Below are 13,780 nucleotides of genomic sequence, written 5' to 3'. Positions count from 1 at the left end.
AGAACTTCTCATCGAAGCGTATCATTCAAAAGTAGAGCATGAAATGGGAACCGATTTTAGAGCTTCAGCCACCAGTGCTGCAGCGACAATGGTATCACCGGTCGATGCAACTATCCAAGGCGTTCGTGTAGAAAACCATGCTTCTCTCAACAAAACTGAGATTACCCTCGGAATCGATCTCTCAACGCGTAATTGGAACGGAACAAAAGGCTCACGCCTCAATCCTTATGCTCAAGTCCAAATTCCTGATGCCGATACCGATAACATCGGTCTTTACGCAAAAGCATCTCAATCTTTTGATGCATGGGATCTCAGCGGAGGGTTACGGTATGACGATACTCATATCGATGCTGATCAAAACTTGATGGCAACCGTAAAAGACCGCGATTACGACAACATCAGTGCGAACGTACTAGGGCGTTATGACTACAGCAGCAATGGAAATATCTTTGTCGGGATAGGACAAACATCTCGCGTTCCCGATGCGCGGGAACTCTATTTTGCCAGTGTCGGCAATACCAACCTCAATGAAACAATCAACCGTGAAATCGATATGGGTGTCGAGCATACGTTTGGTAATCTTCATCTCAAAGGTACGGTATTCTACAGCGATTTAAAAGACTACATTTATGCCTATAAAGTTGTAGGGTCAACTACCTCGTTTGCAAATATAGATGCGCGTATTGTCGGTGGAGATGTTACCGCTGATTATCTTCTAAATAAGGAATGGAGTATCGAATCGGGCATGGCATATCAAAGAGGGACAAAAAAAGATGTTAATCAACTCGATTCTCTCGCAACACTGCCGCAAACAGACAAAGATCTTGCCGATATCCCACCGCTTAAAGGGCGAATTGCACTGGTATTCGATGACGCTAAAAACTATGCTGAAGCCGAGTTTATAGCGGCTAAACGCCAAACATACGATGAAAATAACGGGGAGCAAGCGATTGCCGGATACGGGGTTTTAAATCTTAAATACGGTACCGAATGGGGTAACGGTTTCTCTGTAAGTGCAGGAATCAATAACTTCTTTGATCGTACCTATGCACTCAGTAACAGCTATATCGGACTAACCACCATCATGGAAGGCTCACAGCCTCTCGTTTTGAACGAACCGGGACGTAATTTTTACGCTACGGTTGCTTATAAATTCTAATCCTTGCCCTTCCGGGCATTTGACGCTTTAGTAACGACTTCTTTATTCTCCAAAAACCATCCAAAGCCGAACATTAATCCGGGTGTCTTCGCTTTGGTCTCATCCATCACAAATCTTTTCGCTTCGTTTACCGAAATCTCGACAACTTCGATAACCTCCACATCAACTCCCCCTCCCTCGCTTACTCGCATCGTTTCATTCACTTGTGCAAAATAAAGGGTCTGGACCGATCCGGCAAATCCTACTGCCGTATAAAATGAGGTGATTTTCTCGATTTTCTCCAATGGGACGTGATATCCGCATTCTTCGAGAATCTCTTCATGTGCTATTTCAACAAGTGATTTATCTTTATCCACAATACCGGCACACAACTCATACGTATAGCCATCACCCTGTTTGAGATAAACAGGGGGACGAAACTGTTTTACCACGACAAAAGTATCCTTCTCTTCATGGTATAAAAGTATCGCAACGCTATCGTGTACTTCCACCATATCCCATATTTTGGATACACCGTTCTGGAAATATGTCATCCTTTTAGGCTTCACAAAATTAGAATTTTCACACGCTACAATCGTGACGTTGGTAATCATTTACACCCTTTAGAAAGGTTTTGGTTTGAACGTCGAACTGTCGATATAATAGGTTTCATGAAAATCAAAATAAGGTTTTCGAACCGCTTTATTTTTCAGTGCTTGTTTAAATTTTTGATCCATTTTATCTCGGATTGCAAGAAACACCTTACGCTCTTTACCGCTGAAACCTTCCGTTTTTTTCTTCATAACGCTAAAAGGATCAATCGCACTGCTCCCTCGATACATCCCAAAATGGAGATGCGGACCGGAGGATAGCCCGCTCGAGCCAACATAGCCTATGATGTCACCTTGTTTAACGCTTGAACCCGAATGTATCCCTTTTTTAAACGATTTTTGATGAGCATAAAGGCTCGTTAAGCCATTACTATGGCGTATTTTAATCGTTTTCCCATACCCATTCGAATATCCGGCAAAGCTGACACGCCCCTCTCCGGTTGAGAGAATCGGCGTTCCGGGACGTGCTCCAAAATCAACCCCTAAATGGGCACGATAACGATGAAGTACCGGATGATAGCGGCGTTTTGTAAAGCGGGACGTAATGCGGGAATTACGGATAGGGAGTTTAAACAAAAATTTCTCATATTGTCCCCCTTTTTCATCGTAGAAACGGCCATCCGTATGGCGATAAATCGCAACACGTTTACCATTGATTTCAACCATTGCCCCATGCACTTCGGGCATAGAAAACGGCTTGCCCAACCGATACTTTTGAGTGTATATCATAATGATCGGATCACCCGGTTGCAACCCTTTTCGGAAATCTACTTTACCTTTAAACATTTTGACAAAACTGGAAGCCAAATTCTTAGAACCGGTAGTTTTTAAAATATCATCGTAAGGGAGGCTCTGGATCGGGACATAGAGAGTTTCCGTATACTCTTCGCTGATAATCGGAACAACTTTCATCTCATAGCGACGTTTGGGTGTGAGATAAAGCTGCAATTGCAATTCGTCATTCACCGGGATAAGAATCTGACGAATAACATTTTTATTATCCAAAACCATTTGGCAATTTGCGCTGTAAGGGATGTCTTCGGTGAGCTTTTGATCCTCTTTATCCAGATTGTAGTAAACCGTTAGCGGAAGTTTTTTACGCTCTAAAAAAGCGAGGAAACTTTCACCGTCTTTCCACTTAAACGGTTTTACAGAGCCACCGAAAAGGAGAAGGGGCAATAACAATAATGCAAAAAAACGACCCATTCTCATCCTTGATCAAAATACGCTTCTTAAGCGAAAAAGATTTAAATGATAGCAAAAATTCCATTTACAAAGATGTGATAAGCTATAATCGCTATTAATTACTTTACCAAAAGGTTACCATGATGCGCATCTGGCTTACTACTTTTCTCGTGTGCGGCGTTTTAAACGCCTCGTCCATAACGACACCGTTGCTCGAAGTCCAAGAATCTCGTGCAACCATCGTAGCTGAAAATCTGCGTGAGGGGATGAGCGGATTTATCGTTCGAAAATTTGATGCTACGCACAGCACTATTATTGTCAACGCACGTGTGGAACAACTAAATCCGACCAATGGCCGTGCTATTTTACGCCTGAGCGATTATGACGGGCTTCGCCAAAACTCACTTCCTACCGGTAACTGGACACCAGCACCCTCTGATACTGCCGTATTGGCTCACGATTATGAGCGTGCCCTCTTAATCGCTCCCAATGATGATTCCTACGATACAATCACCAAAAGTATCGCCGGCATAGAGTGGATCCACCCTGACAACTACGCAACCTATCTCTCGTATGAAGGGCATCCTACGCCTCTTGTCGAAGACTTTAGACGTTATTGCACCGCGAATTCCATAGGGTTGCTCTACATTCAAAGCGCCCAGAACCTCTTTACCCTTGATTGTAAAAGCTTTACACTCTTGCAAAGTACCCCTTCTATGAGCAATGCGGCCAAAGAACAAACTCCATTCTTTACCCGCATTCCAACTATTCGTGCAGCATGGTGGGGAGAGGGAAGTTCACGATTGGAGAGCTACGAACCTTACTATCTAGAGCAAATTGCTTTAAACAATTCAAAAAACAAAGAATTATATGAGCTCTACAAAGCAAAATTTAGTGACAAAAGCGCACTATTGCGCTATTTTGATTTGAAGGAATAACAATGCTCTCGTCCAGTGCCATTGACTTTTTTACCAATTTACTCGGAAAAGAGAATGTCTACAGCGATAAAGCGCACCTCATCGCCTACAGCTATGATGCTACACGCGAGAAATTTGAGCCCGAAGCCGTTTTATTTCCCCGCCACGAGGGTGATGTCAGTGATATTTTAAAATACTGTAATGAGCACCGTATCGTAATCGTCCCGCGCGGAGCGGGAAGCGGTTTTACCGGGGGAGCACTTCCCTCTTCCGGCGGCATTGTTTTGGCATTCGAAAAACATATGAATAAAATTTTAGAGATCGATATGCAAAACATGGTTGCGATCGTTCAGCCGGGTGTGGTTAACATGGAACTTCAACGTGCCGTTGAAGCAGTCGGTCTTTTTTATCCGCCCGATCCGGCGAGCCAAGAGTACTCGACGATCGGCGGTAATGTCAACGAAAATGCCGGCGGTATGCGTGCCGCCAAATATGGGATTACCAAAGACTATGTGATGGCTATGCGTGCAGTACTCCCTAATGGTGATATCATCAAAGCAGGTAAACGTACCATCAAGGATGTCGCCGGATATAACATTACTGGGATTTTGATCGCCTCCGAGGGGACGTTAGCCGTCACGACTGAAGTGACCCTCAAACTCCTCTCAAAGCCTAAAATGACAAAAACAGCGATGGGAATTTTCCCCACCGTTCATTCAGCGATGGAAGCGGTTTATAAAACAATGGCGAGCGGTGTTACCCCTGTTGCCATGGAATTTTTGGACAATCTCACCATTCGCTCAGTGGAACAAGTCTACAAAAAAGGACTTCCGATTGAAGCGGGAGCGATCCTCGTTACCGATGTTGATGGCAATCTCGAAGAAGATCTCGACTTCCAACTCTCGTTAATCCAAAAAGTATTTCAAGAAAACGGATGCAGCGAATTTAAAATCGCAAAAGATAAACAAGAAGCCAGTGATTTGTGGTTTGCCCGCCGTAATGCCAGCCAATCACTCTCCGTCTATGGTTCTAAAAAAATCAACGAAGATGTTACCGTTCCCCGTTCAGCACTCCCGGAACTTCTCGAAAAATTTGATGCGATTGCCAAAAAATATAACATCAATATCCCATGCTTTGGTCATACGGGAGATGGCAATGTTCATACCAACGTTATGGTGGATGGAAAAGACCCGGAAGCGGTCAAAATTGGTTACGAAGCAATCCGTGAAGTGTTTCAAGCCACGATCGATCTTGGCGGTACACTCAGTGGAGAACACGGTATCGGACTTGCCAAAGCTCCGTACATGTCGATGGCATTTACCCCTGAAGAAATGGCATTGTTTCAATCGATCAAACGGGCGTTTGATCCCAATAATATCCTCAACCCTTCCAAAATGGGGCTTGAATAGCCGATGAATCTGAAAGCACTCCTGAGACATATACGACTTTTTTTCCTCATGCTCTTCGATCGGGAAATTACTGTATATGCCTCAAGTCTCAGCTTTTATACGATTTTTACGGTTGTCCCGTTACTCATCATCTCACTCAGTTTGATCGCCAATGTACCGGTATTTGAAGAACAATACGCCAAAATTCAAATCTTTATTTTTGATAATATCATGCCGGTACAGACAGCGGCTATTGCTGGGTATCTCGAATCTTTTTTCCGAAATTCCGTACAGCTTGGGATCATCGGATTTGCAACGATGGTTGTCTCATCGTTACTCTTTTTTCAAAACTTCGAACATATTGTCGGTAAAATTTTCAAAACCTCTAAGCGGAAAATCTGGGATGCTATCACGACCTATTGGACGCTTATCACCCTCACACCCATTGTTTTAATCGCTTCCATGAGCCTTAAAGCTTATTTAGAAGCAAATATCAGCGGATTTGCGCTGAGCGCCCTCTCGATTTTCCCTTTTCTCTTGCTGTGGAGTATTTTCTTTTTGATCTATAAAATTGCTGTCAATGCCGATGTCTCGATTAAAGCAGCAGCAATCAGCTCATTTATCGTAGCCGTTGTTTGGGGAATCGCTAAAAATAGTTTTGTCCAATACGTTTTTTATAATAAAACCTACGCCACGATGTACGGCTCTTTTTCAGCCCTTATCTTTTTTTTCTTATGGATTTACGTCTCGTGGATCATCGTTATCTATGGGATGAAGCTATGCTATCTGATAAACCGCGCTACCCAGCGTAGCGAGACCCAAAACACCTAAGCTCCAAAAAGCCTCTTTTCGCCACATAGAACCCAACGCCAAAATGACACTCATAACCCCTATCCAGATCGGGATTGTTACGGTATTAATATCCCCTGCTTCAAACATTTGTAGTAAATAAGGGTCAAAAATATCCCCCCACGGTGTTAAATGCAACGCTAAAACAATCGGATAATAGAGGTTAAACACTAAGGCAAGAGGTATTGAGCCCATATGCCACCAGCCAAACGTTCCGAAAATAGAAAGCGAGATCGGCAACAGTACCAAATAGCACCAAATATGAAGTGCTAAAAATATCTGCCATGGTTTCCAATGCTCATAATATCGGATAAAGATAAAGATGGAGAGGACACCAAACGACGAAAACCAAAAACCCAGTGAGAAAAAAAGTTTTGGAAAAAATGCGAGCAATACTCCAACTGCGATCAAAAGTGTTTGAAGCGAAACAATTTTGATACCCCGATCATAGAGCCAATATCCCACGGCAATCATCCCCAATGCCCTCACCATCGGCGGAATGAATTCCAACGCCCACAAATAGAAAAATAAGATTCCAAATACGAAAAAGAAAAGATCCCGATTGCCGTGACGGTAGGGAAAATAACGGTTCTGTAACCACCGATAGGGGGGACGAAGGAGAAAATAAGCAATCAGTGTGATAATACCGTAATGATACCCGCTAATCGAGAGGATATGACTCAGTCCCATCGCTCCTACTAGCGATTGAAACTCCTGAGACATCGGTGTTGCAACAAAAAGGGCACCGTAAAGCTCTCTCATCCACTGATCTCCATGCTCTGATGTAATACGACGATACCATTGTTCTTTGAGACTGAGTTTTGGATAGACTTCGATAATCACACCACGAGTATGCATCCCTTTTAAGAAATCGATAAAAGTGACGTTCGCTACCTGTAATTCTACCATCACTTCACGTCCGCGAAGATCACGCAGATAGGGTGACATAGCGCATCGGACATATGAGCCGTTTTCGAGTCGAAGCTTCATGGAGCTCTTAGGCTTATCGGCGATCAGGCGTACTTCTTGATCGATTACTTCAGCACGTACGAGGGGATCGTCAAAGGTTTTAAGTTCGGTAAATTTATAGTATTCGTACGAAAGGGAGAGAGAAGCGATAAAAAGGAGAAAGAGGATGAAAAGCGAGCCGCTTTTGAGCTCGAAAAGGTCAACGCGCTCGAGCTTGCTCATCTATTCTCCTTTTTCCCCGTTCGCCCTGAGCCTGTCGAAGGGTATATTCATGGTTCGACAGGCTCACCACGAACGGATTTATATTATCGGCATCGAAACGTTTTGGACACCTTCATCGATATTCATCGTCGCACTTTTCATATCGATACTCTCATAAACGATCTGCGCAGCACCAAATGTCGGTTTATCAACAAAGCGGGTGAATTTTTTCTGGAACATCAGTTTCACATGTCCGGTCGGACCGTTACGCTGTTTACCGATAATGATCTCGGCTTCTTCTTCCTCTTTCTCGACATATTTGGAGATAAACTCTTTTCCGGCCGAAATCGCCTCTTTTTCCCGCTCTTTTTCCTCTTTGTAGAGATAAACATCGTTACGATAAACGAAAAGGATGATATCGGCATCCTGCTCGATCGATCCCGACTCACGGATATCACTGAGCATCGGACGTTTATCCGAGCGCGATTCGAGTCCGCGATTGAGCTGAGAGAGGGCGACAATCGGAATCCCAAGCTCACGTGCCAACATTTTTAACCCGCGTGAAATTTCACTGACTTCGAGGTGACGATCTTTTCCCCCCGTACCGTTCATGATTTGGAGGTAGTCGATGACGGCTACTTCGATCTCAGGATGACGGCTTTTGAGTTTACGGAGTTTGGAGCGGAGTTGATGGATATTGATGGAGCCGTGATCGTCCACGAAAAGCTTGGAGCGACGCATCTTATCAACCGCATCATTGAGCTGTTTGTACTCCTGCGGATTCATATCCCCGACACGAAGCCGCTGAAGCTGAATAGAGGTTTGAACACTGAGTAGACGGAGCATCAACTGCTCTGCCGGCATCTCCAGTGAAAAGAAGGCGACCCCTTTGCCTTTATCGAGAAGATTTTGAACCATATTAAGGGCGAATGACGTTTTCCCCATTGCCGGACGGGCGGCGATGATAACCAGATCCCCTTTACCGAATCCCGTCGTCATTTTATTGAGTTCCGCATACCCCGTATCGACACCGACAAGGACCGAATCTCCGCGCGCTTTCATCTCTTCGATATAAGCCAGCGTCTCATCGGCAATCGATGGGGCATCTTTAAAATCGGTTGCTTGAGAACTTTGGGTAATTTCATAAAGCTTTTGCTCAACCAAATCAACGACGTCGGTTCCGCTCAGCTCCTCTTCGAGGGTAACCCGCTTGATCTCCGTCGTCAGGGTAAGGAGATGGCGTTTGATTGCTTTGTCTTTAATCTCTTGAACATACGCTTTGGTATTGGCAATCGGATTCGCGGTGAGGATATCGACCATCACCCTCTCATCGAATTTCTGTTTGCTCGTCAACTCTTTACGGAGAAACTCTTCATCGATAGGGAGATCACGATGGGCTAAGCTCATCATCGCGCGATAAATCTCCTGATGCGCCGCGAGATAAAAATCCTCCGGAGTTAATACCGCATCAAACTCATCAAACTGAGCAGGATCAAAAATGATAGAACTGAGGACGGAGCGCTCAAATGCTAAATTATATAAAGACTCTTCCATTTAATCCTCTTCTTTTGCCATTTTTTCAACCTCTTCGACAAAACGATCGACAAGCTTATCTTCTTCTAGGCGTGCCACCACTTCGCCGCGCACCATTACCAATCCCGAACCTTTACCGTAGGCGATCGCGACATCGGCATGTTTCGCTTCTCCGATGGCGTTTACAACACACCCCATAACCGAGAGATCAAGCGGTTTTTTGATATGTTTGGTTCGTTCTTCGATCACGGCTACTGCCGAAACCAAATCAGCCTCAATCCGTCCGCATGTCGGACACGATATGATGTTGGGACCCTCTTTGGCGACGCCGCTATCTTTGAGAATGGCACGGCCGACTTTGATCTCTTCTTCGAGTTCTCCGGTGATGGAAACTCGCATCGTATCGCCGATACCTTCGAGCAGCAATGTCCCTAATCCGATCGCACTTTTGATCGTCGCATGAAAAATTGTCCCCGCTTCGGTAACACCCAGATGAAACGGATAGTTATTTTTCGGCCGTAACATTCGGTATGCTTCAACAGTACGTTGAACGTCACTCGCTTTCAAGGAGACTTTGATATCGGTAAAACCCAAATCTTCAAGATATTTGATGTTGTACTCAGCCGATGCTACCATCCCCTCAGCACTTTGTCCATAACGCTGTTCAAACTCTTTTTCCAAACTCCCCGCATTAACACCGATACGGATCGGGATATGGCGTTCTTGGCACGCTTTGACAATCTCACGAATCCGTGATTTTTCGCCGATATTTCCGGGATTGAATCGGATGCAGTCCACCACTTCTGCCGCAATGAGAGCGAGTTTATAATTAAAATGGATATCGGCAACGAGAGGAAGGGAAATCTGTTCTTTGATCGCTTTGAGGGCACGTGCATCTTCTTCATCAGGGACCGCGACGCGAACGATATCGCATCCGGCGAAATGGAGACGATTGATCTGTTCAACCGTAGCGTTTACGTCTGCTGTGCGTGAATAGGTCATCGACTGCACCGAAATCGGAGCATCACCGCCGATAGCGACATTGCCGACAAAAATTTGTTTGGTAGGGTATCGTTTTATCATGCTTGGATTGTAGCTTTAAAGACGTTAATTTTTACTGACTTCTGCCTCGAAAGAGGCAAGCTTCAGTGCCATAGCGGCCAGCGTAGCCAAAGGTATTTTATTCCTTTGGCGTTTAAAACTTATACGAACTCGATAGGATCCATATCGATCTCACATAACGGTGATTTAACATATTTAATCGCACGGATCAGATCGGTACTTTTATCGCTTCGCAGCAGTATTTGAAACCGGTATTTATCCGCAATCCGCTCAATCGGTGCCGCACCGAAACCGATAATATCTACTTTTTCCATCTGCTCTATTTGGCGTACTGCTTCCTCCATCACTGTTTTTCCTTTGAGCGCATTTTTATGGGCATAAAGAAGACGTGCCAGCTTCTTTGTCGGAGGATACCGATCTTTGCGTATTCTCATCTCATCGATCAGAAATTTCTCGTAATCATCTAAATACCCTCGAAAAAACGACTCGTTAAAACTCTGCACCAACACGGTTGCATTTTGTTTTCTGCCGCTGCGCCCCGCAATCTGAACCAACAGTGACAATGCCTTTTCCCTAGAGCGGTAATCGCTTTGGGAGAGAAGATTATCGATCCCCATCACCACCGCGAGAGTGATATCATGATAATCATGCCCCTTGGAGAGCATCTGCGTCCCGATAAGGAGATCAATTTCACGATTATTAAATGCTTCGAGCACTTTAATGAGTTTGTTTTGAGTGGTAATAATATCACGGTCAAACTGCTGAACTCTCAAATTTTCATTTAGGCGGCTGAAATGTTCTACTGCTTCCGCTGTCCCTAATCGTGCCATGCGGAGTGATCCGCTTTGACATTTCGGACACACTTTTGGCAATACTTCCGTGTAATTGCAATAGTGGCATTTCAAGGCACGGGAGTTTTTATGCTGGCTCATTCCCACACTGCAAAACGGGCACTCCACATGGTAACCGCATGCATCGCACACAGTGTACTTAAAATTGGCCCGTGTCGGGATAAAAACGATCCCTTGATGACCCGATGCATAATTTTCCATTACGGCACGGTCGATAGAGGGGGTCAACGCTTCGAGAGAGGGTTCAAATACAAAGGTCCGCTTGGATTCGAAATACCCTCCACGAAGACGAAAAAACGGATATTTGGCATAACTGCTCAAACTCGGTGTCGCACTCCCCAAAACAACAGGAATTTTGAGGAGATTCCCCATATAAACCGCCATATCCCGTGCATTGTAGCGGGGGCGGCTTGAGGATTTATAACTCTCATCATGCTCTTCATCCACAACAATCAACCCTAAATCGGCTATCGGCAAAAAGAGTGCGGAGCGAGGTCCCACGATGATATGTGCCGTCTCGTTATAGATCTTCTCCAATGTCACTTTTTTTTGTTTGGGGGTCATTTTCGAATGCCATAGCACCACTGCTTCGCCAAAATGATTACAAAATCGTTTCTCCATTTGAGGCGTGAGGGAGATTTCAGGCAGCAGAAGCAAACATCGCTTCCCTTCGTTTAAAACCTCATCCATTCGCCGCATATAGATTTCGCTTTTACCTGCCCCCGTATCACCGAAAAGGAGAGAGACGGAATGGGAGCGTATAAAATCGAGGGCCTTACTTTGAGCTTCGGAGAGGGTGATATTGAGGGAAGTTTTGTCATCCTGAACTCGATTCAGGATCTCAGATTGCGGATCGAGTCCGCAATGACGTTGATAGGGGACAAATAAATTGAGCGCCTCCCCCAACGAACATCCGTAATATTCGCTCATAAATTGCGCAGTTTGGATTTGGGTACCCGAATAAATAAAAATTTTATCATCTCCCACTATATTCTTCTCATCCTGAACTTGATTCAGGATCTCAGATTGCGGATCGAGCCCGCAATGACGAGCACTAATGGGCTGCGTTGTAAAATCAGGCTTTTCACACTCAGAGATCACAACACCCTGCATAATGCGATTGGACAAAGTAACTTCGACTTCTGCACCGATTATGAGAAAGTTTTCTGAATGATAAGTTAAGGGTTCAAGAGGGGAACCCAAAAGGGCTAGATTGTAATAATACACTCTTAAATTATTCTGTTAATGCACCACAATATGTGCCACTCGTGCATCTAAACGTACCATTGGTATCATTGTACGTAAACGTATTATCGCTGTTCATGACACGATAAACGTATGTGTAAGCACCTGCAGACCCTCCAACAGTATCATCCCAATGACCATTTACATTATTTTGTGTAGCTATACCATACTGTAAAAGTGTACTGCTCCCATTGGTATCAAAAAGAGAGGATTTACTCCCTGTACTTCCACTGTGAAGCTGGTTAATATAATTCGATTGCCCCTGCAATAATCGCCCCTGACGTTCGCTAACAATCGCGGCACGTATTGCCGCAACATCACTACGCCCTTTTGCTATCTGTGCATCATCCCGAGTTGCTGCAAGTCTTGGAATAGCTATAGCCGCTAAAATACCCAAAACTACAATCACCCATACTAATTCAATCATTGTAAAACCATATCTTCTAATGTTCAATGCTTGCTCCTCTTAGTTTCATAGGATATTGTTCGATATCTAATACACTTTGCAAACCCAAACAATGGGAATCACCATTTGCATTCCCATATAGAATCGTTAGATTTTCATCGTTACTACTTGAATTGATATCCATCACAATACAATCAGTTATATCACCCATATGAAAATAAGCTGATTTTTCAACAGTATTCAAATGAGCTTTCTCCGAACTAACCAAAGATGTTATTGCTCCTGACATTACCGAGAGACTCTCATTACTCTCACCATGTGCAACAACATACGATCCGATTTCCCCTGCTGCAGTCATAATACTTTGTGCCATCACAACATTGCTTGCATCATCACGTGTTGCAGCAAGACGAGGAATAGCTAGCGCTCCTAAAATACCGAGAATAACAATGACAAAAATTAATTCTATCATGGTAAATCCATGACGCTGAATATTTTTAATCTCCATCATTAAAATCCTCTTTCTTTTCATAATACTACACAATCAAAATATTTTGATTCTACACTATTATATTATGTGCCGCGACTACGGCACATATACAGATAAATATCGATTAATACTCGACGTTCGATCCACCCAATTTATGTGTAACACCCGTAGTAGAAGAGATGTTTTTATCTTCTAGTGCACTTCTAAGACCATTACAAATTGCTGAGTTACCTGTCTCTGATTTAACAGTAATGTTACCATCTAAAGAACCTGCAAGCGTTGTGAATGAAACACATGCTCTACCATCTCCATCACTTAGATAAACTGTGTTTGATGTATTCATGTCTTCTGTAGCTGCATCAGAATCTGTTGTTGAGCTTGCACCCAATTGTACGTTTGTCATTTCAGCAATAGTACCAAATGCACCATGCGCTGTATAATATGCACCCATTTCAGTTAGAACAGCTGTTCCTTCTTGAACTTTTGTTGCAATTTTCGCATCATCACGTGTTGCCGCAAGACGTGGAATGGCAACTGCTGCCAAAATACCCAAGATAACGATAACGAAGATTAACTCGATCATAGTAAAACCTGAACGTTTCATGGTTTACTCCTTGAAGTTTAAAATATAGATTACACTCGTAACCTTAGCATCATTATGAGCCTACAATTCTTACAAAACGTTTAAAGTTAATTACATGCACCCATAACACTATTTAAGTCGGGTATTTAAGGTCACTGTGGCATAATTTCCGAAAACAAGGAGACATTATGAAAATCGCTGTACCTGTGATGGATGAAAGTCTGAAAATGGCCGGAAATGCCGGACACACTCCCTATTTTGCCGTATTTAATCTGAGCGGCGGAATGTTTAAAAGTTTTACCCTTGAGGGGTTACGTGCCAATCCAAAAGTTGCCGATGAAGAAGCCCATGA

13 protein-coding genes are annotated in these 13,780 nt (G+C 43.8%); 4 read left to right on the top strand and 9 right to left on the bottom strand.

Annotated elements, in window-relative coordinates:
• A partial coding sequence (locus tag A3G19_RS09460) for a TonB-dependent receptor (RefSeq protein WP_294872313.1) occupies nucleotides 1-1,159 on the top strand: 1,159 nt, incomplete at its 5' end.
• Here the strand turns inward: A3G19_RS09460 and A3G19_RS09455 are convergent.
• Together A3G19_RS09455 and A3G19_RS09450 are read right to left on the bottom strand one after the other, a co-directional pair.
• Nucleotides 1,156-1,752 carry an NUDIX domain-containing protein gene (locus tag A3G19_RS09455; protein WP_294872311.1) on the bottom strand — a complete coding sequence of 199 codons (597 nt, stop codon included), beginning with the start codon at nucleotides 1,750-1,752 and terminating at the stop codon, nucleotides 1,156-1,158. The genes A3G19_RS09460 and A3G19_RS09455 overlap by 4 nt on opposite strands.
• Nucleotides 1,753-1,761: 9 nt before the next feature.
• A complete protein-coding gene (locus A3G19_RS09450; RefSeq protein ID WP_294872309.1) occupies nucleotides 1,762-2,955 on the bottom strand; it encodes a peptidoglycan DD-metalloendopeptidase family protein in 1,194 nt (397 codons plus the stop codon).
• A gap of 122 nt (nucleotides 2,956-3,077) precedes the next feature.
• Between A3G19_RS09450 and A3G19_RS09445 the strand changes: the two genes are divergently transcribed.
• The 3 genes from A3G19_RS09445 to A3G19_RS09435 are packed head-to-tail and all read left to right on the top strand — an operon-like array spanning nucleotide 3,078 to nucleotide 6,070.
• Nucleotides 3,078-3,872, top strand: coding sequence for a plasminogen-binding N-terminal domain-containing protein (locus tag A3G19_RS09445; protein WP_294872306.1), 795 nt, complete (start codon nucleotides 3,078-3,080; stop codon nucleotides 3,870-3,872).
• Nucleotides 3,873-3,874: 2 nt separating this feature from the next.
• Nucleotides 3,875-5,260, top strand: a complete 1,386-nt coding sequence (locus tag A3G19_RS09440; protein WP_015654488.1) for an FAD-linked oxidase C-terminal domain-containing protein — start codon at nucleotides 3,875-3,877, stop codon at nucleotides 5,258-5,260.
• Nucleotides 5,261-5,308: 48 nt separating this feature from the next.
• A complete protein-coding gene (locus A3G19_RS09435) occupies nucleotides 5,309-6,070 on the top strand; it encodes a YihY family inner membrane protein (protein WP_294872303.1) in 762 nt (253 codons plus the stop codon).
• On the opposite strand, the gene A3G19_RS09430 is transcribed toward A3G19_RS09435, so the two are convergent.
• The 7 genes from A3G19_RS09430 to A3G19_RS09400 form a co-directional block, all read right to left on the bottom strand.
• Nucleotides 6,017-7,279, bottom strand: a complete 1,263-nt coding sequence (locus A3G19_RS09430; RefSeq protein WP_015654490.1) for a ComEC/Rec2 family competence protein — start codon at nucleotides 7,277-7,279, stop codon at nucleotides 6,017-6,019. The genes A3G19_RS09435 and A3G19_RS09430 overlap by 54 nt on opposite strands.
• Before the next feature lie 78 nt (nucleotides 7,280-7,357).
• Entirely contained in the window at nucleotides 7,358-8,812 is a 1,455-nt protein-coding gene (locus A3G19_RS09425) for a replicative DNA helicase (protein ID WP_015654491.1), read from the bottom strand.
• Nucleotides 8,813-9,874 carry a flavodoxin-dependent (E)-4-hydroxy-3-methylbut-2-enyl-diphosphate synthase gene (gene ispG, locus A3G19_RS09420; protein ID WP_015654492.1) on the bottom strand — a complete coding sequence of 354 codons (1,062 nt, stop codon included), beginning with the start codon at nucleotides 9,872-9,874 and terminating at the stop codon, nucleotides 8,813-8,815.
• A gap of 119 nt (nucleotides 9,875-9,993) precedes the next feature.
• Nucleotides 9,994-11,931 carry a primosomal protein N' gene (locus tag A3G19_RS09415; RefSeq protein WP_015654493.1) on the bottom strand — a complete coding sequence of 646 codons (1,938 nt, stop codon included), beginning with the start codon at nucleotides 11,929-11,931 and terminating at the stop codon, nucleotides 9,994-9,996.
• 7 nt (nucleotides 11,932-11,938) lie between these two features.
• Entirely contained in the window at nucleotides 11,939-12,403 is a 465-nt protein-coding gene (locus A3G19_RS09410; RefSeq protein ID WP_294872300.1) for a prepilin-type N-terminal cleavage/methylation domain-containing protein, read from the bottom strand.
• Nucleotides 12,393-12,863, bottom strand: a complete 471-nt coding sequence (locus A3G19_RS09405) for a type II secretion system protein (RefSeq protein ID WP_294872318.1) — start codon at nucleotides 12,861-12,863, stop codon at nucleotides 12,393-12,395. The genes A3G19_RS09410 and A3G19_RS09405 overlap by 11 nt, the downstream gene beginning before the upstream one ends.
• A 106-nt stretch (nucleotides 12,864-12,969) precedes the next feature.
• The gene (locus tag A3G19_RS09400; protein ID WP_294872298.1) at nucleotides 12,970-13,449 is read right to left on the bottom strand and encodes a type II secretion system protein; all 480 of its coding nucleotides are present in this window, start codon (nucleotides 13,447-13,449) and stop codon (nucleotides 12,970-12,972) included.
• Nucleotides 13,450-13,780: the final 331 nt, after the last annotated feature.

This window comes from Sulfuricurvum sp. RIFCSPLOWO2_12_FULL_43_24, from assembly GCF_001829605.1.
GTDB lineage: Bacteria > Campylobacterota > Campylobacteria > Campylobacterales > Sulfurimonadaceae > Sulfuricurvum.
This window is presented reverse-complemented; position numbering and strand designations above follow the sequence as displayed.

Bases quoted from the DNA above. Each gene is read 5' to 3' on its own strand.
- A3G19_RS09400 (WP_294872298.1), bottom strand. From the start codon at position 13,449: ATGAAACGTTCAGGTTTTACTATGATCGAGTTAATCTTCGTTATCGTT.
- A3G19_RS09440 (WP_015654488.1), top strand. From the start codon at position 3,875: ATGCTCTCGTCCAGTGCCATTGACTTTTTTACCAATTTACTCGGAAAA.
- A3G19_RS09425 (WP_015654491.1), bottom strand. From the start codon at position 8,812: ATGGAAGAGTCTTTATATAATTTAGCATTTGAGCGCTCCGTCCTCAGT.
- A3G19_RS09405 (WP_294872318.1), bottom strand. From the start codon at position 12,863: ATGGAGATTAAAAATATTCAGCGTCATGGATTTACCATGATAGAATTA.
- A3G19_RS09455 (WP_294872311.1), bottom strand. From the start codon at position 1,752: ATGATTACCAACGTCACGATTGTAGCGTGTGAAAATTCTAATTTTGTG.
- A3G19_RS09450 (WP_294872309.1), bottom strand. From the start codon at position 2,955: ATGGGTCGTTTTTTTGCATTATTGTTATTGCCCCTTCTCCTTTTCGGT.
- A3G19_RS09445 (WP_294872306.1), top strand. From the start codon at position 3,078: ATGCGCATCTGGCTTACTACTTTTCTCGTGTGCGGCGTTTTAAACGCC.
- A3G19_RS09435 (WP_294872303.1), top strand. From the start codon at position 5,309: ATGCTCTTCGATCGGGAAATTACTGTATATGCCTCAAGTCTCAGCTTT.
- A3G19_RS09430 (WP_015654490.1), bottom strand. From the start codon at position 7,279: ATGAGCAAGCTCGAGCGCGTTGACCTTTTCGAGCTCAAAAGCGGCTCG.
- ispG (WP_015654492.1), bottom strand. From the start codon at position 9,874: ATGATAAAACGATACCCTACCAAACAAATTTTTGTCGGCAATGTCGCT.